We start from the raw sequence: 20723 nt of genomic DNA on the forward strand, positions 1-20723 counted from the left end.
GCAGCTCCGACCCCCGGCAGACCCGCGGTCGGAGAATACCCCGGAAGTATCACCAGCACCGCCGGGCAATGGCTCCGCAGAGTGATGCCGCCGCAGGGAACCGGTTCCTACGGTGATCCATATGAAGCAGCTGAGCCGCCACTACGCCTATGTCCTGCCGGGGCTGCCGATTGCCGTGTTCAGCTTCGGGCTGCTGCTGGGACTGACCGTGACCTCAGTGGCAACCCTGATCATCTGGGTCGGGGCACTGCTGCTGCCGATGACCCTGGTGGTGGCCTCCGGCTTCGCCGAACTGGACCGCAACCGGCTGCGGCACTGGGGCGCGGCGGTGGCCGCAGTGGACTATCGGCCCCTGGGGCCCGGGGTGGCCGGGAAGCTGCGCCTGGTGCTTGATCCGCGGCGCTGGCTGGATCTGGTCTTCGAGATGCTCATCGCCCTGCCCCTGCGGCTGATCACCTTCACCGTCACCGCAGTCTGGAGTCTGGCCGGCCCAGCCGGGCTGACCTACTTTGTCTGGTCGCTCTTCATCCCCGACGACGGCCCGGTCATCATGCTGATGGAGGCCACCAACCCGCAGATCATCCCGGAGAGCGGCACCGCCCAGTATCTCCTGGACGCCGGGGTCTACTTCATGGCCGGGCTCCTGTTCCTGATCACCCTGCCGGTGGTGCTTCGAGCGCTGGCCTCCTTCGACGCGATGCTCACCACCGCCCTGCTGGGCGCCGAGGGGCGCGGGGAATTCTTCGGCCACAGCACCGCAGAGACCGGGCATATCTCCCGGCATCAGGCCTCCTTCAGCGCCCGGGCCTGGTCCTGGATCGGTGCGGGATTCGTGGCCGTGGTGATGCTGGCCATCGGCTGGCCGATCACCGCCGCGCTCTACTCGGTCAACGTGGCCTTGGCCATGGTCCTGGTACTGGTCCACTGCGGGGCGATCATCCTGACCCTGCGCTGGGTCTGGCCGGGTCTGGGGCTCTCCCTGCTGGCCTCAGCAGGAATCATGGCTGCCACCGCCGAGGCTGAGCTCGCCGTCTGGCCCTGGCCGGTGACCGCCATGGTCACCCAGATCGCGGTGCTGGTGGTCGCGGCCCTGACCAAACCTTGGTACTGCGCGGCATCAGGCTGGTGCGCCGGGGCAGTGCTGACCCTGGCTGCCCTGCTGATCACCGCCCCCGGACTGCCCGAGGGGGCACTGGGCACCGGGATTGTCTTCACCTCAGTCAGCGCCGGTCTGGTCGTCGTCGGAATTCTCATCCGGCTCTGGATTCTCAACGCGGGCCGGCTCGAGGCGGCTGAACGCAGCAGCGCCCAGCAGGACCGCCGCCGTAAGGAACTCGAGGACCGCAACCGGATCGCCCGCGAACTCCACGATGTGGTCGCCCACAGTATGTCGGTGATCAGCGTGCAGGCCTCCACCGCCCAGTACCGGCTGCCTGAACTGGGGGAGAAGGCGCAGCAGGAGTTTGAGGAGATCGCCGCCTCCTCCCGTCAGGCGCTGAGCGAGATGCGGGCCCTGCTGGGCATTCTGCGTGGCGACGACGCCGCCCCCACCGCCCCGGTGCCGACCCTGACCGATATCGAGGATCTGGTGGAGAGCACCCGGGCCTCCGGTGCGCAGATCGAATACCACCACAATACCGGCGACGACGCCGAGGTCTCAGCCACGGTCGGTCTGACCACCTACCGGCTGGTCCAGGAGGCGCTGAGCAATGCGCTGCGGCACGCACCCGGTGCGGCCATCTCGGTGCGCACGACCCTTCAGGACGAGCTTCTGAAGGTCGAGGTCCACAACACCGCCCCGCGCAGCCAAGCGGCCCCATCCCCGGGCTCAGGACTGGGGCTGGAAGGTATCCGAGACCGGGTGGCATCCCTGCGCGGGACAGTCCGCGCCGGGGCCACAGCTGAGGGCGGTTTCGAGGTTCAGGCAGAACTGCCGCGGGCCGAATAGCCGGAATTCCGCGCCACCCCATACCCCAGTAGGGGGTGCAGTTGGCTCCGGGGAGGGACGCGGTGGTCTCGACCTCCTCCCTACGGTGAGACCATGACGATCACAGAACAGTCCGGGACCGCTGCCCCGGCCACGCCCGCGCGCGCTCGCAACCAGCAGACCAATGAGTTCTTTGATCTCGCTGAACGGGTCAAAGCCGCCGGTCTCATGGAACGCGGAGCGCAGAGCTACATCGGCCGCGCCATCTTCCTGACCCTCTCCTTCGCCGGGGCCTGGACCCTGCTGGTGGTCCTGGGTCAGTCCTGGTGGCAGCTGGGGCTGGCTGTGGTCTTCGGAGTGCTGTTCACCCAGGTGGCCTTTGTCTCTCACGACGCCGCCCACCAGCAGGTGTTCAACAACGGTCGGAAGAACGAATGGCTCTCCTATTTCGCCGGTGACCTCGTAGTGGGTATGTCCTACAGCTGGTGGGTGAAAAAACACGGCAAACACCACGCTCACCCCAATGTGATCGGCAAAGACGGGGATATCGCACCGGGGACGCTGGCCTTTGTGCCCGAGGATGCGGCCTCCCGCACCGGCACCGCCGCCTGGTTCGCCAAGCGACAGGGCTGGTTCTTCTTCCCGATCCTGATGTTCTTCGGTTTCGTGCTGCACGGTCAGGCCGTGCGCGCGGTGCTCTCCGGAAAGACGAAGGTCAAGCGCAGGGGAGTGGAGGCCAGCTTCCTGGCAATCCGGCTCATCGGTTACCCCGCCCTGATCATCTGGCTGCTGGGGCCGGTGCTGGGCATCGCATTCATCGCTGTGCAGGTGGCAGTCTTCGGTGTCTATATGGGTGCCAGCTTCGCCCCTAACCACAAGGGCATGCCCCTGATCCCCAAGGACTCCAAGGTCGACTTTCTGCAGCGCCAGGTGCTGACCTCCCGCAATATTCGCGGCGGGCGCCCCATGGGCTGGGCCATGGGCGGACTGAACTACCAGGTCGAACACCATCTCTTCCCCCGAATGGCCAGCCCCAAACTGCATAAGGTCAAACCGATCGTCGAGGAGTTCTGCGCCGAACGCGGGATCCCCTATACCGAGACGGGGCTCTTCGAGTCCTATGGCATCGTGATCCGCTATCTCAATCGGGTGGGCCTGGGATATTCCGATCCCATGGACTGCCCCATCACAGCCCAGTTCCGCCCCCGCTGGGACCGCTAATCACAACTGATTGCGGAGTTGCACCCGCCCGATGACCCCCGCGGCGTTCTACCCTGGAACATCATGAACCAGCGCCGCAAACCTTCCCCCGCCGTGTACCGCCGTCGGCGGCTTGTGGCAGCACTTTTGGCGGTCTTCCTGCTGGCCCTGCTGGTCTGGGGTGCCCAGGCTCTCTTCGGCGCAGTATTCGACGACGACGGCGCAGACGAGGCATCCGAGCCGAGCACTGAGTCCGAGCCTGAGGACACCGAGGAAGCCGAGGAAGCCGAGGAGCCAGCGCCACCGGAAGAGGATGAGGAGGGCTCATCTCCGGAGCCGGATCCCGAGGCCACCGCAGAGGAAGATGAGGAAGAGGACGAGGGGTACTGCCCGGCCTCTGATGTCATTGTCCGGGCCGGTACCAGCAGCGAGTCCTATCCGGCCGATACTGCGGCAATGCTGATTATGGAGGTCGAGAACACCGGCAGCAGCGACTGCACACTCGATGTGGGCACCGCCGAGCAGGTCTTCAGCGTCTCCCAGGGCGGCCGGGAAGTCTTCACCACAAACCAGTGCGAGCTCAACGGGGAATCCCTGGAGATGGAGTTCGAACCGGGGCAGACTGAACGGGCCCAGATGGTCTGGCCGCGGTCTGACTCCAGTGTCGACTGTACTGAAGCCGCCGATCTGCCCTCCGGTGAATACGAGTTGACCGTCTCGGTCTCCGGGATCAGTTCTGAACCGCATACCTTCCACCTGGACGGAGCAGCCGAATGAGTGCCAAAGCCAGTTTCAGTATCCGAGCAGCACGGACCTCGGATGTCCCGCGGATTGTCGAGATGACCGAACCTCTGGTGGAGAAGCGGGTGCTGGTGCCTAAGGAGCGGGTCACCTACTATGAGTCCATCCAGGAGTTCCTCATCGCCGAGGACACCGAGGGCAATCTCATCGGCTTCGGTGCCCTGCATGTGATGTGGGAGGACCTCGCCGAGGTGCGGACCCTGGCCACTCTGGACTCCTGGCGGGGCCACGGCGTGGGATCGGCCCTGCTGGCGAAGCTGCTGGACCGGGCACGGGACCTCGGCGTGGACCGGGTGTTCTGCCTGACCTTCGAGGTGGAGTTCTTCACCCGCCACGGATTCGAGGTCATGGCAGATCAGACCCCGGTTGATGCGGAGGTCTACGTGGAGCTGCTGCGCTCGCCGGATGAGGGCGTGGCCGAATTCCTGGATCTCGCAAGGGTTAAACCCAACACCCTGGGAAATACTCGGATGATCCTCTCGCTCTAGGTGATCTAACTCACTTTCACTAAACCGTTTAGCCCTCAGTTGTTCACCTCTCGTTCACCGACAGAGCAACTTCTGGTCACTTCTCATCCTTAGCGTGATCCTCGGTTCGCCGCGAGTGCCCAATTTCGGCCTGCGGAAACTGGGAAATTCAAGCACCTAAGGACCGGGCGCCAATCCCCGCGCCGGTCAGACCTGAGAGAGGGACAACGTGAAGGTTTCACACTTCGGCCGCGGTGCGGCCATCCTGTCCGTCGCCTCCCTGGCCCTCGTGGCCTGCAATGGCGAGGACAACGGCAACGGCGGCGGCGACGCTGACGAGGCCGCCGAGGCCGCAGGCGTCGAGTTCGAGGACGTCTCCGGCACTATCTACTCCGGCGGCGCCTCCTCCCACGAGACCGCTATGGACGAGTGGATCGCCGAGTTCGAGCACCTGACAGACAACCAGGCCCAGGTCGAATACGCCGGTGAAGGCTCCGGTGCAGGCCGCGCCTCCTTCCTGGATGGTGAGTTCCAGTTCGCCGGCTCCGACGCTGTGATGAGCGATGAGGAATACGAAGAGTCCCTGCAGCGCTGCGGCGACAACGGCGCATTCCACCTGCCGACTTACATCGCCCCGATCGGGCTGGCCGTGAACCTCGAAGGTGTGGACTCCATCAACCTGGACTCCGACACCCTAGGCGAGATCTTCGCCGGCGAGATCACCTCCTGGGATGACCCGGCAATCGCCGAGCAGAACGAGGACGCAGACCTCCCCAGCACCCCCATCACCGTGGTGCACCGCGCAGACTCCTCCGGTACCACCGAGAACTTCCTCGAGTACCTCGAGGCAACTGCCAGCAACTGGGACTGGGAGCCCGACGGCGAATGGCCCACCGACATCTCCGCTGAGTCCGCAGGCCAGACTTCCGGCGTGCTGGACCTCGCCGGCAGCACCGACGGCGCCATCACCTATGCAGACCTCGGCCAGATCGGTGACGAGTTCGCACTGGTCAACGTTGAGGTCGGTGGCGAGTACACCGAGCCCACCCCCGAGGCAGCTGCCGAGGCAGTGCTGGCATCCGAGCGTGTTGAGGGCCAGTCCGAGAACAACATGGCCTTCGAGATCACCCGCGACACTGAAGAGGTCGGCGCTTACCCGATCGTTCAGATCGCCTACACCATCTGGTGCAACGAGTACGAGAGCGAAGAGGAGGCTGACCTCGTCGCCGCCTTCGCCGCCTACATCGTCTCCGAAGACGCCCAGGAACTGGCACACGACCAGGCCGGCAGTGCTCCGATCACTGACGACCTGCGCGATGAGGCCCTCGAGGCCATCAGCGAGATCAGCGGCGGCTGATCTCCACCTCTAAACGTGGTCTGATTCATCAGATCATTCTCATGGTGCGAGTGAATAGGCGGGCGCCGGGTCCTCCACCCGGCGTCCGCCGCCCACCGCACCATCACTTGTCTTCAACGCACTTTTCACTCATGCACCATCTAGCCGCCACTCATAGGGAGAACACGTGACACCGGACGAGTCACAGACCTCCGTCAAGACTTCACAAGACACCCGGGCCGGCCGAAAGGCCGCTAAAAAGGCGTCATCGGACCAGAACAACCTGGTCAGCAAAGACAAAGCCGGGGCCGGAGTTGACCGGGGATTCGCATTACTGGCCAAATTCGCCGGTATCTTCATCCTCATCATCCTCGCCTTCGTTGCGATCTTCCTGACCTATAACTCCTTCGAGGCCATCTACCGCGAGGACGAAGGGCTCGTCATCGGGCGTTTCCTCTCTTATGCCTGGCCGCTGATCGTGGGAACTCTGACGGTCTCGATCATCGCCCTGTGCATCTCAGCACCGGTGGCAGTCGGCGTCGCGCTCTACATCTCGCACTACGCCCCGCCGCGACTGTCGAAGTCGATCGGTTATGTCATCGACCTCCTGGCCGCCATCCCCTCGGTGGTCTACGGAGCCTGGGGCATGGTTTTCCTCTCCGGATACCTCGCCAATTTCTATGTCTGGGTCCACGAGTGGTTCAGCTGGATCCCGCTGTTCGCCGGGACTCCTTCGGCAACTGGTCGTACGGTCTTCACCGCCTCCGTGGTGCTGTCGGTGATGATCCTGCCGATCATCACCTCGGTTGCCCGCGAGATCTTCATCCAGACCCCCAAGCTCCATGAGGAAGCAGCCCTGGCCCTGGGTGCGACCCGGTGGGAAATGATCAAGATGGCAGTCTTCCCCTTCGCCCGGGCAGGCATTATCTCCGGCATCATGCTCGGCCTCGGCCGCGCCCTGGGTGAGACGATGGCCGTGGTCATGGTGCTCTCAGCGGGCTCCTTCACCTGGTCGATCATCTCCAGCGGCAACAACACCATCCCCGCGGAGATCGCCCGAAATTTCGGGGAGACCGGTGACGGCACCGAACGCTGGCATCAATTGATCGCCATCGGCCTGGTGCTGTTCATCATCACCCTCATCGTCAACATGGTCGCCCGCTGGATCGTGTCCCGCAACAAGGAATTCTCTGGAGCGAACTGATGACTCAGAGCACCAAAGACAAAACCCCCACCGCCTCCTCCGTGCAGGGACCCGCAGGGCCCTCCACCGAGGTGGACCCCGCCCAGATCATCCGGCCGAAGTCGCTGACCGCCGGCAACCGCCTGCCCAAATGGTTCATGCCGGCAGTGCTGGCCGGTGCCGCGGTGCTCGGTGCGGCCATCTCCTCGGCCATCGGGTTCACCATCACACTGTGGCTGATCCTCACCGCGATCCTCTACGTGATCGGCGTCTACACCATCACCCGGATCAAAGTCGGCCCCCGCAAGGCCACCGATATGCTCTGGCGCAATCTGGTCTACATCGCCTTCGTGCTCGCGCTGATTCCGCTGGTCTCGGTCATCTACTCCGTCTCCGTAGTTGGATTCCAGGGGTTGACCAACCCCGGGTTCCTCACCTCCGAATTCGTCGACGCCGACGGACGCCGGATGCGCTCGAGTGTGGACCAGGGAACCGAAGCCGGTGAGCACGGGGTTATGGGCGGTATTGCCCACGCCCTGGTGGGTTCACTGGCCATCACCCTGACCGCGACCATCATCTCGGTGCCGATCGGTCTGCTGACCTCCATCTACCTGGTGGAATACGCCCGCGGCGGTCCACTCTCCCGCGGTATCACCTTCTTCGTCGATGTGATGACCGGTATCCCCTCCATCGTCGCCGGTCTCTTCGGTGCCGCGGCCATGGTCTTCTTCCTAGGGATCGGCAACAGCCTGGGACTGCCCATGCCCTCCCAGTCCCGAATGGGGCTGACGGCCGCGGTGGCGCTCTGTGTGCTGATGATCCCCGTCGTCGTACGAACCACCGAGGAAATGCTGCGCGTGGTGCCCAATGAGCTGCGCGAGGCCTCCTACGCCCTGGGCGTGCGCAAATGGCGGACCATTCTCAAGGTGGTCATCCCCACTGCGATCTCCGGTATCGCTGCCGGTGTGACCCTGGCGGTGGCCCGTGTGATCGGCGAAACCGCCCCGATCCTCATCACCGCGGGTATGACGGAGTTCATCAACTGGAATATGGTCTCCGGCTGGATGGCCACCCTTCCGGTGTTCATCTACGAACAGTTCACCAGGCCCACCGACCCCAACTTCTCCGATCCCTCGCACCAGCGAGCCTGGGGTGCGGCACTGGTGCTCATCATGATCGTGATGACCCTGAACCTCATCGCCCGCCTGGTTGCCCACTTCTTCGCCCCCAAGAAGACCGGGCGCTGACCCTCCAAGGCCCTCACCTCGAGAGCACTGCACTAGAAAGAGTGAGATAACAGACATGTCCAAGAACATCACCGCCAAGAACCTCAACGTCTACTACGGGGACTTCCTGGCAGTCGAAGGCATCAACGTGGAGATCGCGAAGAAGTCGGTCACTGCCTTCATCGGCCCCTCCGGCTGCGGTAAGACAACCTTCCTGCGCACCCTCAACCGGATGCACGAGGTGCTGCCCGGCGCCCGAGTTGAGGGTCAGCTGTTCCTCGACGACGACGATATCTACGGCCCCGGGGTGGACCCGGTGACCGTGCGCGCCATGGTCGGAATGGTCTTTCAGCGGCCCAACCCCTTCCCGACGATGAGCATCCGGGAGAACGTGCTGGCCGGCTATAAGCTCAACGGCGCACGGCTGTCCCGGTCCCAGGCCGACGACGTCGTCGAAGGTGCCCTGCGTGGTGCAAACCTCTGGAACGAGGTCAAGGACCGCCTGGATAAGCCCGGCTCCGGTCTCTCCGGTGGTCAGCAGCAGCGCCTGTGCATCGCCCGCACTGTGGCTGTGAAACCCGATGTGATCCTGATGGACGAGCCCTGCTCGGCACTGGACCCCATCTCCACTCTGGCCATTGAGGACCTCATCGCCGAGCTGAAGCAGGAGTACACGATCGTGATCGTGACCCACAATATGCAGCAGGCTGCCCGGGTCAGCGAGAAGACTGCGTTCTTCAACATCGCCGGCACCGGCAAACCCGGCAAGATGATCGAGTACGACGACACCTCCGTCATCTTCAACAACCCCTCCAACGAGCAGACTGAGCGGTACGTCTCCGGCAAGTTCGGATAAGCCTCGAAAGTGGTTTGACGTGTCCCCAAGCGGAGGAGGACACTAGATACAGGTGTCGGGCTGCAGGTAACCCCCGGGCTCCAACCTTTAGCCGCTACGAGCGGCCACGCGCCGTGAGGCGTTCCCAGCCCGACACCCTTTTAATCCCGCTGGCGGCGCGCATGTCGCCGCCGCTCTCGTCCGGCTTACGCCGGACTTCACACCTAAAGTCGTCGCTGCGCTCCTCATCGCGGTGGGTCGTAGCCTCCGACACCGGAGGATCCTCCCTGACGTGGCCCACCCGGATGACAGATCCGCGCGGGTCCCAGACGTCAGGGACCCCTGTGGCGAGGCTTTCGGCGAAGCCGAAAACTCGCGAAGGAGGAGGTGTCGGGGCGGAGGGGTACCCACCGCACCCTGGAGCCGCATCGTCGCTGGTTGGTTTTGTGTTCCTCAGTGTTACGAACTGGAACGGTTGATGCGGGGATCCCGGCTACTCTGCGGTAGCGTATCCGGCTGCCATTCACCGGATGGCTATACACTCAGCACGTATAGGACACCTGCCGTTCACCTTTGCCGGCAGGTAACGCCACACGCACCAGGGATCCGCATTTCATGATTGCTCTGAACCGTCAACGCCGGCATCAATCTGCAGTACTGCTCACAGAAATCGCCCGCGAGGTTCGCTCCGGTGTCAGTCTGCTGGCCCAGCTTCTGGGCACACCCGCCGGAGAGCGCGCCCACCACCGGGAGGAACTCCTGGGGCTGGAGGGCCGCGCCATGGATCTGCACTTCAACCTCATGACCCATATCCGCAGCGTCTTCCTGACCCCGCTGCCCCGGGAGGACATATACAGCATCTCCCAGCAGCTGAACCGCACTGTGGAACATGTCGTTGCTGCCGGAGACCTCATTCTGCGCCGCAAGTCCCTGGAACTGCCCGGGGAGGCCGCAGAGATGATCGAAACCCTCTCCCGGATCACCGAACTCACCGATGCCGCCATGGGACGGCTGGACGACTTCGACCACCTCGAGGAGTACTGGGCCCAGGTGCAGCGGCTGGCCAAACAGGCCAACCGCACTCACCGTGAATGGGTGACCTCCACAGATTCCGCATTCCAGCCCAATATCGCCCAGCAGCAGGCTCAGCTGGCCGACCAGGTTCTGGCCGCAGTACACGCCCAACGCAACGTCGCGGTGACCTGCGGGTCGATCATCGTGCGGGAATCCTGACGTGGAGGTAGTTCTGCTGGTGCTCGTCGGCGCAGTCATGCTGCCGATGCTGTATGTGGCGGGCCTCCACGATGTGCCCAACTCGATCGCTGTCCCGGTGCGCACCCGCGCACTGACCCCCAAAATCGCAGTCCGGGTCGCGGCGGCCTTCAACGCGGTCGGGGTTCTGCTGGCCCTGCCCCTGGGCGTCTACCTCTACTCCTGGTTCGACTTCCCGGATATGGACCCCGCCCTGACCCTGACTGTGGTCCTATCCTCACTGATCTCAGTGCTGGCCTGGAATCTGTTCACCTACTTCCGGGGAATGCCCACTTCCACCACCCACGGCCTGCTGGCCGGTTTCCTGGGTGCCGTGCTGGCGGCGGTGCTGCTGGATGACATCAGCGCGGAGGCCGTTCTGGCCATGCCCTGGTTCACCCCGCTGCTGATCCTGCTGGTCTCACCCCTGGTGGCCTTCGCTGTGGCCTATCTCATGGTGTTCATCGCGGTGCGGATCTCCCGCGGTGAGGACCCCGATGCGGTCAATCGGGTCTCCCGCGGCCTGCAGTCAGTCTCAGTGGGTGTGACCTCCGTGGGTACCGGGCTGCAGCAGGGGCAGCGCTTCGCCTTCGTCCTCTTTATCGCACTGACTGCCGCTGACGTGGCCGATCCGGCCGGATGGATGGGCTATGCCTTCATCATCTTCGCGATCCTCATCGGTGTTGGTGCTTGGCACGGCGGCTGGCGGATCGGACATGTGCTGGCCCACCGGCTGGTGGCCATCGACCCCCTGCGCGGGATGGTCTTGACGACGGCGACCTCCGGGCTGCTGTTCATCGGTTCCCTGGCGATTGCCCTGCCGCTGTCGACTTCACTGACCGCAGCCAGCACAATCATGGGTGCTGGTTCCAATCAACGTTTCGCCACGGTGAACTGGCGTCAGTTCCGCCGTATTGTGCTCTACTGGGCGGTTACCCCGATCCTGGTCGGTGTGGCTGCGGCCATCCTGACCCTGGCAGCAAGCCCCCTGCTGCTCTGAGCGGCAGCTGCAGGGTTTTACTTCACGTAGGGAACACCCTCGGCTGCCGGCGGGCGGACCCGGCCGACGAACCCAGCCACCGCGAAGATTGTGATCACATAGGGCAGCATCAGCAGGATCTCGCTGGGCACCGGGGTGCCGATAGTCGACAGGGTCTGTCCCACTGAGGTGGAGAAGCCGAACAGCAGGGCGGCGAAGAGTGCGCCCTTGGGGTTCCAGCGGCCCAGGATCATCGCCGCCAGGGCGATAAAGCCCTGACCTGCCGACATCTCCTGCCCGAAGGCCAGTCCCTGGCCCACGGTAAAGTACGCCCCGCCCAGCCCGGCGATGCTGCCGGCCAGGATGGTGTTGATCACCCGGGTGCGCGGAACGTTGATGCCGACCGTGTCAGCGGCCTTGGGATGCTCACCCACCGCCCGGATCCGCAGTCCCCAGCGGGAGCGGAAGAGCAGGATCTGCAGGGCGATGACGATGACATACATGAGGTAGACCAGGATGGTCTGGTTGAACATCACCGGTCCGATGATCGGGATCTGGCTCAGCACCGGGATCTCGATCCGCGGCAGCTGCTGTCGGGCGTTCCAGACCTCGGGGTTCTCACTGAGCACAGTGGAGTACAGGAAGCTGGTCAGACCGATCACCAGCACATTGAGCACCACACCGACGATGATCTGGTTGACGTGGTACTTCACTGCGAACCAGACCAGCAGACCACCGACGGCCGCACCGGCGAAGGGAGCGGCCAGCAGGCCCACATAGGCGGAGGTAAAGAACGACGCCGCCACCGCCGCCAGAAAGGCACCGGCCAGCAGCTGGCCCTCGATGGCGATATTGATGATGCCGGAGCGTTCACCCACCAGACCACACATGGCACCGAAGATCAGCGGCACAGAAAGCATCAGGGTGCCCGAGAGCAGGGTGATCATGGGGATGACAGCTCCCCGGCCTGCACCGGCGTAGATCAGGAAGGTCAGCACGAACAGCAGACCGAAGAGCAGCGGATGCCAGATGCCCAGTCGGATCCTCCGGCCGGCGCAGAACAGCGAGAGTCCGGCCAGCAGTAGCAGGGCGATGCTGAGCATCAGGGTGCTGGCCTGGGAGGGGACAATAACCGCCGGAATGGAGATGAATTCATTGCCGGTGGAGCTGCGGAACTCCGTTTCGGCTCCTGCTGGTGTCAGCAGGGCGAAGCCCAAGCCCATCAGGGCCAGCACCAGATAGGTGATCGGGAACTTCCACTTGATCGGCTGCAGCTGGGTCTCGGCCTGCTCCAAGGGCTCAGCCTGGACGGCAGTGGTCTCGGGTGCAGTGCTCTGTTCGCTCATCGTCCTGCCCCCTGGGTGGTCTCAGCCTTATCTTCGGAAGCGGCCTGCTCCGCCTCGGAGTCTCGGAGCCGGCGTCGTCGTGGATTTTTCTTTTTCTCTGTTCCGTCCGTACTGGGCAGGAAGAAGATAGTGCGCACCAGGGGCGGAGCGGCGATCAGCAGCACGATCACCGACTGCAGGACCAGCACGATATCCACTGAAGCGCCGGTCTGGGCCTGCATGAGCACGCCCCCGGACTGCAGGCCGCCGAAGAGCAGGCCGGCTAGGAAAGTGCCCAAGGGTTTGGAACGGCCAAGGAGGGCCACGGTGATGGCATCGAAGCCCAGGCTGCCGGCTACACCGCCGGTGAGCCGGTACTCGGTGCCCAGGAGATGAGCCGCACCGGCCAGACCACAGAGTCCGCCGCCGATGATCAGCACCAGGGCGGTGGCTTTGGCCACGTTGATTCCGGCGGTGCGGGCGGCATCGGGGTTCTCTCCGATGGCGCGGAACTCGAAGCCCAGGGTGCTGCGCTCCATCAGCCACCAGACCAAGAAGGTGGCTGCCACGGCGATCAGGATTCCGGCGTGCAGGCGGAAGCTGCCGGGCAGCAGGCCGAAGAGCTGGGCGCTTTCATGCACCGGTGCTGAGATCGGCTGGGTGGAGCCGGTCTGGACGAACCACTGCTGGCGCAGCAGCCAGGCGATCAGCAGCAGGGCGATGTTATTGAGCATGATCGTCACGATCACCTCGTTGGCCCCGGTCTTGGCTTTGAGCACACCGGCGATACCGCCCCAGATGGCGCCGCCGAGCAGGCCGCCCAGTACCGCGAGGGTGACATGTGCGCCCATGGGCAGCTGCAGGCTGTAGCCGATGAAGCCGCCGAAGGTGGCGCCGAGGATGATTTGGCCCTGACCACCGATGTTCAGCATTCCGGAGCGGAAGGCGATGGCGATGCCGAGTCCGGCCAGGATCAGCGGAACGGCGTTGACCATCGTCTCGGTGATCGGGCGGATGGAGCGTTCGGGGCTGGCTGCGTTCCAGTCGTAGACCGCACCGCGGAACAGTGCGGAGTAGGCGTCTCGCAGGACCTCGAAACTGGTGACGAAGAAGTCGCTGGGCCGGGCGAAGAAATAACCCAGGGTCTCGCGCACATCGGAGTTGGTGGCCAGGATGAGTACTGCACCGATCACCAGGGCCACAAAGATGGAGAGCAGGGTGATCACCCAGGAGGTGCGGCCCAGTTCCCGCAGGGCCAGGTGGAGGCGTCCCTCGGCCTCTTTCAGTGCACCGCCGGGCTCAGCGGTGGAGTTTTCAGGGCTCGGCTGGCTCATGCCGGGGCCTCCTCATCGGCGATCTCGTCTGCCTCCCCGAGGGCGGTCTGATGCTGTGCTGCCTGGATCTTTGCCTCATCCGCGGGGACCCCGGCCAGCATGAGGCCGAGCACATCCCGGTCGGTGTCGCCGTCGACGATTCCTACGATCCGACCGCGGTACATCACCGCGATCCGGTCGGCGAGGTTGATGACTTCATCCAGCTCTGTGGAGACGATCAGGCAGGGGGTGCCCTTATCGCGCTCCTCGATGATGCTGCGGTGGACGAATTCGATGGAGCCGACGTCGAGGCCACGGGTGGGCTGACTGGCGACAAAGAGCCGGATATTGCGGCTCATCTCCCGGGCGAGCACCACTTTCTGCTGGTTGCCGCCGGAGAGGGTGGAGATGGGGTCATCCACAGTGCCCATCCGGACATCGAAGCGCGCGGTCTGCTCCTGGGCATCGGCGCGCATGACATCGTGCCGCATCGCGACGCCGTTGGAGTAGGGGCGCTGGTCGTATTGGTCGAGGACGAAGTTCTCGGTGATGGAGAACCCGGCGATCACCCCGTCGGTGGAGCGGTCCTCAGGGACAAAGCCGATTCCGGCGTTGATGCGCTGTTTGACGCTGAGTCCCTTGAGGTCTTGGCCGTCGAGGCGGATGCTGCCGGAGGCCGCCTCCTGGACCCCGAGGATGGCCTCGGTGAGTTCGGTCTGGCCGTTGCCGTCGACACCAGCCACACAGAGGATCTCCCCGCGGCGCATGGAGAGGCTGACCTCATCGAGCATGACTTTGCCGGTGGGGGAGAGGACGGTGAGGTCTTCGACCTCGAAACTGGTGTCCTCCGGGGTGGCCGGTTCCTTCTCGGTGGTGAGGCTGACCTCGCGGCCGACCATGAGGCTGGCCAGTTCGGTCTCGGTGGATTCCGGGGTGGCTTCGCCGACAACCGCACCCCGTCGGATGACGGTGATCTTGTCCGCGATGGCGCGGACTTCACGGAGCTTATGGGTGATGAACAGGATGGAGGTCCCGGCCTCCTTGAGCTGCCGCATAATGGCGATCAGCTCATCGGTCTCCTGCGGGGTGAGCACCGCAGTGGGCTCATCGAGGATCAGGATCTTGGCGTTGCGGGAGAGGGCTTTGATGATCTCGACCCGCTGCTGGGCGCCGACGGGGAGGTCTTCGATCTTGGCATCGAGGTCGACGTCGAAGCCGAATTGGGCGGAGATGTCCCTGACCCGCTGCCGGGCCTCGGCGAAGTCGATCATGCCGGGGCCCTTGGTCGGCTCGTAGCCGAGCATGACGGATTCGGTGACGCTGAAGACCGGGATCAGCATGAAGTGCTGGTGCACCATGCCGATCCCGGCCCGGACGGCGTCGCCAGGTCCGGTGAAGTCAACCGGTTGGTCATCGAGCAGGATCTGCCCCTCATCGGGGGAGTAGAGCCCATAGATGGTGTTCATCAGGGTCGATTTTCCGGCCCCGTTCTCACCGAGCAGGGCGTGGATCTCCCCGGGCTCGACGCTCAGATCAATGCGGTCATTTGCGGTGAAGGTGCCGAACCGTTTGGTGACACCTTGCAGCTCAAGCTTCATACGGACCTGTCCAGTGGTTCAGCGGCTGATCAGGGGGCGTTCTCGGATTCCACCACGGTCTCGCCGCTGATGATCTCCTCGGTCAGCTGGTCAATCTCTTCCTTGAGCTCATCGGAGACCTCGTCCTCGAAGTCGTGGAAGGGAGCCAGGCCGACGCCTTCGTTCTCGAGGTCACCCACATAGGGCTCGGAGGTGAACTCGCCGTTGACGCCCTCTTCGATGGTGTCGTAGACAGCCTGCGGGATCTGCTTGACCACGGAGGTCAGAATGATGTCGCCGTAAGCGGTGGACTCGTAGCCGTCGGTGTCGACCCAGATCAGCTTGGCTTCGCCGTCCTCTTCGACGGCTGCTGCGGCACCCAGGCCGACGGGGCCGGCCACCGGCATGACGATGTCAGCACCCTGGGAGAGGAACTGCTCGGTCTGGGCGCGGCCTGCGCTCTGGTCCGAGAAATCGCCGGTGAAGACGCCGTCCTGGGCGTCCTTGTCCCAGCCCAGCAGCTGGACATCGGCGTCGTTGTCGTCGTTGTAGCGGTCCACGCCGTCGGCGAAGCCGTCCATGAAGACAGTCACCGAGGGGATGGCGCCGCCGCCGAAGGTGGCAACGGTTTCGGTTTCGGACATGGCTGCTGCGAGATAACCGGCGAGGTAGGAGGCCTCGGCGGTGTTGAACACCATGGCCTTACCGTTCTCCGGGTCATCGGGGAGGGTGGAGTCGATGAGCCCGAAGTTGAGGTCCTCGTTCTCAAGAGCGGCGTCGTTGATGGCGTCCTCAAGCATGTAGCCGACACCGAAGGTGAGGTCACAGCCCTGCTGGACCATGGAGTCCACATTGGGGCCGAAGTCCGACTCCTGGTGGGACTCGGCGGTCTGGTAGTCGACGCCCAGGCCCTCCTCGGCGTCCTGGATGCCCTGGTAGGCCGACTGGTTGAAGGACTGGTCATCCCAGCCGCCCTCATCAGAGACGAGGCAGGCGGTGAAGTCGGTGGCTTCTGCTTCACCGTTGCCGCCCTCGTCGTCATCTTCCGGGGCCTCGCCGCAGGCGGTGAGGGCAATGACGCCGGCTGCCGTGAGGCCGATTACCGCCCGGAGGGAAAATGGGCTGTCACTCATGATGGGTGCTCCTGTTTCACGGGGTGCGTAGTGTTGCGCTGGATGAACTTGCATAAGCGCAGTGGACCATATATTACGGGTGCAACATGTGAGACCCAACCCTAGGGTCTGAGGGCTAATCTAAAGTTCCGGCACGGTGGGCGCGGGCGCAGGATTCGAGTTCTTCTGCAGTGCGGACCAATTGTTTGGCTTTGGTGGTCAGTTTCTCGGCTGTGTAGTGATCAACATGGTGGCGGTCGGCCCAGAGTGCCTGGCCACGGGCGATGACGCGGCAGAAGGCCCCGGCGCGGTCGAAGGCGACGTCGATATCCCCAGCGTACATGCCGGCCAGGATGAGGTCAGCGAGTTTGGTCATCTCCTCGGCGGTGGGCGGTTCGGCGACACCGGCGATGGCTGAAGGGGCGGAATGGCTGCGGCCGAGGCGGTAGTACTCGCTCATCCGTTCCGGGGATTTCTGGACTGCGGCGCGTAGGGCGTAGATCCGCCAGAGGGCCCCGGCTAAGGAGTGGGCGGGGGAGTGGGCCCAGAGTTCGGCGATGGCCTCGATGCCCTCGGTTTCGGCGAGCCGGACGAACCGTGCGGTGACTTCGGGGTCGGCGGCGTCGCGGCCTTGGTTGACCAGGGCGTGGGCAGTGTCATGGGCGGCTTGGGAGATATCGGCAGGGTCGGCCCCACCCTCGCGGCGGTCAAAGGCTGCGGGGTCGGAGTAGACGGGTCGGCGGTATCGCGGAGCACTGCTCATCGGGCGCAATGATAGCGGTGATGGCCCCGGTGTGTCTGGTGCAGTTGCGGGATTCCGGGCACGGTTCTCGCAACTGGAGGTGGGTGCGATACCATAGTCCCTGGCCTTTTTGGGCCATCCGCTAGGGCCTTTAGCTCAGAGGTAGAGCATCGGACTTTTAATCCGCTTGCGAAGGCGATAGGCCAGCCTGGCAGTGAGTCACTAGATCCCCGCCATATCAGCGATCCCAGGCCATCGACAGCTTGCTTAGTGAGTGCCCAATGGCCGTCTGGTGGCCATTTTGGTGGCCATTTTTCCGAGCGCTAATCGCCCACAGCAGTAATCAGCTAGGCTTTGCGCAAGGTTGGCAAGCTCACCGCTCTCTGCCGGATGCGCAGTTCGGCCCAAGCCGTGTCCCGCGACGCCCTATAGGCTTGATCTATGACACCTCTTCCGCCCCTGATACGCCGTCAAGGCATGACTCTTGTGACGATCGTTAAGAACTATGGAACCGCTGACGAAGAGCGAGTGGAGACTGAGGCCCAACTGCTGAACTCGAATGAGGCCTACTTCGCTCTCGAGGACCCTCTCTATGAAGGTGACCACGTCGAGATGCCAGACCCCAGGGGCGGGACGATACTCAAGGTCGCGGCTGAAATCGAGCAGAACCCGATGCCCGCCAGCATGAAAGCATCATTCGGCCGCTCCAACGGTTACGCAAAGGTAAAATGGGGCCAGGCCCAGCCTGTGCGCCAGGCTCCGGTGCGGCGACTAAATCTTGAACTACTGCATTCGGAGGTCATCTCCTCAGCAAGCACGCTATTCGCGGACGGTCAGTATGACTCAGCTATCACTGAGGCTATGAAGTCGGTCGAAGTCCGGGTGCGACGACTAACCGGTTTGGAGCTGTCGGGAGCGCCACTCATGCAGGAGGCGTTCAAGCCCCAGGGGTTCAAACTCGATGTGGGAGTCGAGGAAGGGCGCAGTGGCGAGGACGAGCGCGATGGTTTCTTCCACCTGTTCCGGGGCGCTATGGTAGGGATCCGAAATCCGAAGGCACACGAGCTTGCCCACGGCGACGACCCGAATGAGGCGCTGGAGACGCTCGCGCTGGCCAGCCTCCTCCATCGCCGCCTGGACATCGCCGAGTCCCGGCTGAGCAGGTGATCCTGTAGCCAGCAGCAACTGTTTCGTAGCTACTTCTAGCTCAGATCTTCAGGCTGACCGGGCCCTACTGTTTTCCTAGCGCCTCAGGTGTGCGGTGCCCGCGCCATCAAATCGGCGGCCATCAGCTGACGACGAGGTGAGGCGCCTATTGAGCGTCAGTGTCAGCCTCGTAGAACAACTGCGTGAGATCCTCACGCATCTCGTACTCCTGCTCACCCATGGTCTCAGTGTCCACCTCAGCACCTAGTAGTCCTGCGTCAGCAAGGGCATTATTGAGACGCCATGCATCTTCGACAGCAGCTTGTTCTTCAGCTCGCGTGGTGCAGTGCCTACAGATATATGAGCCGTCTATCGTAGCCTCACCCTCGTCAAACTCATCGCTTTCGACGCTCACCACTCTGCTGCATCGGATGCACTTTGCATTGTCGAGGTCCATGTGCTGATTCTCCCACTATCACGATTGGTGTAGAACGGCGATGAGGCCCTGAACCAACCTGGGTTCAGTTAGCCCGTGCGACGCTGTTTCCACTCGTCGAAGTTAATGACGGTCGTGTCACTGGAAGGCCCTTCTTTGATGTCGTCGCCTGGCTCCGGGTTGGGGTCTTCTGGGGATTTCGGATGAGCCCAGAGGGCATTTCCGACCTGCGCTGCGACGTCACGCTTCATGTCGTCGAGCACGTGCTGGTACCGGTCCAACATGGCCCGCTGGCTCCAGCCCATGAGGTCCATCACGACACGGGCATCGATGCCGAGCGTCAGCATCATTGTGGCCGAGACGTGCCGTGCGTCATGAAGCCGGCGGTGGCCAACTCCGCACTCCTCCAGGAGTGCTTCCCACCGCCTCCAATCACTTTCAGGGCGGTGCGGACGACCGTTGAGCTGGCAGAAGACAAGGTCAACGGTGACGCCGTTCGGATCTGTATATTGCTGACGTCGTTCACCCTCAGCTGCATTCAGGGCCAGATGCTCTGCATGAAGATTCTTCAGGTGCTTCAGCACCTGCTTGGGGACGGGGACACTCCGTCGCCCAGCCTGCGACTTAGGAGTTCCAAAGAAGAGGCCGCCACCATGCCTGGATGGGCAGAGGTGCGGTCCCTTCGCGGGGCAGCGGCTACGGTCATCACATCCGTGCCGCCATTTCTTGGGGTAGAGAGTCCGACGAAGGTCAATTTGACCGCTGTCAAGGTCCACTGCATCCCAGCCCAACCCCAGAATTTCACCTTGCCGGGGCCCATAGGTGAGCGCCATCATCCAGCGTGCGGCCTCAGATGGCGGCAATGTCTCTGCATGAGCGATGATCTTCCGAGCATCTTCTGGGGTGAAGGTTGGCGGCACAAAGGCCTCGTCGGAGCGGCCCGAAGGTGCATCAACCTTCAGCAGGGGATTGGAGCCGAGCCTTCCCCGCTTCACTGCTGCTTTGAAAGCGCCGTTGAGGATGCGGTGAAGCTGGAGCACTGAAGCAACGGCCCTTCCCTCAGCCCGCTTACGTGCGTAGAAAGTCTCAATATGCTCAGGGTTGAGCTTGTCCAGCTTGGTTCGGGCCAGTTTTGTGTTTTTCAGCCAGGCGATCTTCGCCTCGTAGCCCTCCAGGGTGCTGTCCCTCAACGTCTCCTTCTTGATGACGTAGAGCCAATGGTCCAGCCATTCTTGGAGAGTGGGGGCGGAACCGATGGTGACGGCGCCGTCTTCGACTTGACGGATGAGGTCGCGACGGGCAGCCGCACAGAGAGCCTGGGATCGGCCATAGACCGGCTTGCGGATGCGCTTTCCGGTAATCGGGTCAGTCCCGACGGTGACATCAGCCCTCCAGCGTCCTTTGCTGACTTGGTAAGGCTTAGAGCCCTCCCCGTTTGCTCGACGTCCCATCACTCACCTCGCTGCTGAACCCACTGGCGGTAGATCTCTCGGATTTCTGCTTCATCGGGAGATTCTTCGGACGGAGGAGTCATGTCACGAAGGAACTGGACGACGAAGTCTGAAGCGAAGCGCTCGAGGTGCTTCTCTGTCTCGTAAATCTGCAGTGCACGAAGGAAAAGCCCGTGTGCTCCCAGGCTGAGAACATCTCCCACTTCCTCGAGATCGTTCACGTTCCAAGTGACGGCGTCATTTAAGCGTTCAGAGACATAACTGCGTGACTTGCCTAGACGCTCTGCGAGCTCGCCTTGGGTGATCTTCCGGTCGTTGATTTCTGAGCGGACAAGCTTCGACACGGCCTTCGACAGCGGCCCTGGGGGCAACGATGGTCTCGACTTCATGGATTCCACTGTAATGGGCTCTGCAGC

19 protein-coding genes are annotated in these 20723 nt (G+C 63.3%); 11 read left to right on the forward strand and 8 right to left on the reverse strand.

Translation table 11 applies throughout. From position 1 onward, the window contains the following. Window positions 1-121 precede the first annotated feature (121 nt). The 10 genes from HGQ17_RS07105 to HGQ17_RS07150 all read left to right on the forward strand — a co-directional run bounded on the left by HGQ17_RS07105 (window position 122) and on the right by HGQ17_RS07150 (window position 11226). A complete protein-coding gene (locus HGQ17_RS07105; RefSeq protein ID WP_168887270.1) occupies window positions 122-1948 on the forward strand; it encodes a sensor histidine kinase in 1827 nt (608 codons plus the stop codon). A gap of 93 nt (window positions 1949-2041) precedes the next feature. Beyond that, on the forward strand, window positions 2042-3148 hold the full coding sequence (locus HGQ17_RS07110) for a fatty acid desaturase family protein (protein ID WP_168887271.1): 1107 nt from the start codon (window positions 2042-2044) through the stop codon (window positions 3146-3148). A gap of 63 nt (window positions 3149-3211) precedes the next feature. After that, a complete protein-coding gene (locus HGQ17_RS07115) occupies window positions 3212-3904 on the forward strand; it encodes a hypothetical protein (protein ID WP_168887272.1) in 693 nt (230 codons plus the stop codon). Beyond that, a complete protein-coding gene (locus HGQ17_RS07120; protein WP_168887273.1) occupies window positions 3901-4416 on the forward strand; it encodes an amino-acid N-acetyltransferase in 516 nt (171 codons plus the stop codon). Before HGQ17_RS07115 ends, HGQ17_RS07120 begins: the two co-directional genes overlap by 4 nt. A 208-nt stretch (window positions 4417-4624) precedes the next feature. After that, window positions 4625-5752 (forward strand): phosphate ABC transporter substrate-binding protein PstS, encoded by a 1128-nt coding sequence (gene pstS / locus HGQ17_RS07125; RefSeq protein WP_168887274.1) that lies wholly within the window; start codon window positions 4625-4627, stop codon window positions 5750-5752. A gap of 262 nt (window positions 5753-6014) precedes the next feature. After that, window positions 6015-6935 (forward strand): phosphate ABC transporter permease subunit PstC, encoded by a 921-nt coding sequence (gene pstC, locus HGQ17_RS07130; RefSeq protein WP_211090519.1) that lies wholly within the window; start codon window positions 6015-6017, stop codon window positions 6933-6935. Next, window positions 6935-8161: a phosphate ABC transporter permease PstA gene (gene pstA, locus HGQ17_RS07135; RefSeq protein WP_168887276.1), complete on the forward strand. Its 1227-nt coding sequence runs from the start codon at window positions 6935-6937 to the stop codon at window positions 8159-8161. The genes pstC and pstA overlap by 1 nt, the downstream gene beginning before the upstream one ends. A gap of 55 nt (window positions 8162-8216) precedes the next feature. Further along, window positions 8217-8996: a phosphate ABC transporter ATP-binding protein PstB gene (gene pstB / locus HGQ17_RS07140; protein ID WP_168887277.1), complete on the forward strand. Its 780-nt coding sequence runs from the start codon at window positions 8217-8219 to the stop codon at window positions 8994-8996. 594 nt (window positions 8997-9590) lie between these two features. After that, window positions 9591-10208: a DUF47 domain-containing protein gene (locus HGQ17_RS07145; RefSeq protein ID WP_168887278.1), complete on the forward strand. Its 618-nt coding sequence runs from the start codon at window positions 9591-9593 to the stop codon at window positions 10206-10208. 1 nt (window position 10209) lies between these two features. Further along, window positions 10210-11226, forward strand: a complete 1017-nt coding sequence (locus tag HGQ17_RS07150) for an inorganic phosphate transporter (RefSeq protein ID WP_168887279.1) — start codon at window positions 10210-10212, stop codon at window positions 11224-11226. Window positions 11227-11243: 17 nt separating this feature from the next. Here HGQ17_RS07150 and HGQ17_RS07155 read toward each other — a convergent pair whose 3' ends face one another. The 5 genes from HGQ17_RS07155 to HGQ17_RS07175 all read right to left on the reverse strand — a co-directional run bounded on the left by HGQ17_RS07155 (window position 11244) and on the right by HGQ17_RS07175 (window position 17295). Beyond that, window positions 11244-12551 (reverse strand): ABC transporter permease, encoded by a 1308-nt coding sequence (locus tag HGQ17_RS07155; protein WP_168887280.1) that lies wholly within the window; start codon window positions 12549-12551, stop codon window positions 11244-11246. Continuing rightward, window positions 12548-13864, reverse strand: a complete 1317-nt coding sequence (locus HGQ17_RS07160) for an ABC transporter permease (RefSeq protein ID WP_168887281.1) — start codon at window positions 13862-13864, stop codon at window positions 12548-12550. Before HGQ17_RS07160 ends, HGQ17_RS07155 begins: the two co-directional genes overlap by 4 nt. Beyond that, window positions 13861-15441: an ABC transporter ATP-binding protein gene (locus tag HGQ17_RS07165; protein WP_168887282.1), complete on the reverse strand. Its 1581-nt coding sequence runs from the start codon at window positions 15439-15441 to the stop codon at window positions 13861-13863. The genes HGQ17_RS07160 and HGQ17_RS07165 overlap by 4 nt, the downstream gene beginning before the upstream one ends. Before the next feature lie 29 nt (window positions 15442-15470). Continuing rightward, on the reverse strand, window positions 15471-16553 hold the full coding sequence (locus HGQ17_RS07170; RefSeq protein WP_168887283.1) for a BMP family lipoprotein: 1083 nt from the start codon (window positions 16551-16553) through the stop codon (window positions 15471-15473). Window positions 16554-16668: 115 nt separating this feature from the next. Beyond that, window positions 16669-17295 carry a hypothetical protein gene (locus tag HGQ17_RS07175; protein ID WP_168887284.1) on the reverse strand — a complete coding sequence of 209 codons (627 nt, stop codon included), beginning with the start codon at window positions 17293-17295 and terminating at the stop codon, window positions 16669-16671. Between the two features lie 465 nt (window positions 17296-17760). Between HGQ17_RS07175 and HGQ17_RS07180 the strand changes: the two genes are divergently transcribed. Then, complete coding sequence (locus HGQ17_RS07180; protein ID WP_211090501.1) at window positions 17761-18441, forward strand: TIGR02391 family protein; 681 nt, start codon at window positions 17761-17763, stop codon at window positions 18439-18441. Window positions 18442-18586: 145 nt separating this feature from the next. Here HGQ17_RS07180 and HGQ17_RS07185 read toward each other — a convergent pair whose 3' ends face one another. The 3 genes from HGQ17_RS07185 to HGQ17_RS07195 form a co-directional block, all read right to left on the reverse strand. Next, window positions 18587-18877 carry a hypothetical protein gene (locus HGQ17_RS07185; protein ID WP_138170502.1) on the reverse strand — a complete coding sequence of 97 codons (291 nt, stop codon included), beginning with the start codon at window positions 18875-18877 and terminating at the stop codon, window positions 18587-18589. A 68-nt stretch (window positions 18878-18945) separates the two neighbouring features. Then, window positions 18946-20307 carry a tyrosine-type recombinase/integrase gene (locus HGQ17_RS07190; protein WP_168887285.1) on the reverse strand — a complete coding sequence of 454 codons (1362 nt, stop codon included), beginning with the start codon at window positions 20305-20307 and terminating at the stop codon, window positions 18946-18948. After that, entirely contained in the window at window positions 20307-20696 is a 390-nt protein-coding gene (locus tag HGQ17_RS07195; RefSeq protein ID WP_166429980.1) for a helix-turn-helix domain-containing protein, read from the reverse strand. The genes HGQ17_RS07190 and HGQ17_RS07195 overlap by 1 nt, the downstream gene beginning before the upstream one ends. Window positions 20697-20723: the final 27 nt, after the last annotated feature.

It is taken from the genome of Nesterenkonia sedimenti, from assembly GCF_012641515.1.
GTDB classification, from domain to species: Bacteria; Actinomycetota; Actinomycetes; order Actinomycetales; family Micrococcaceae; genus Nesterenkonia; species Nesterenkonia sedimenti.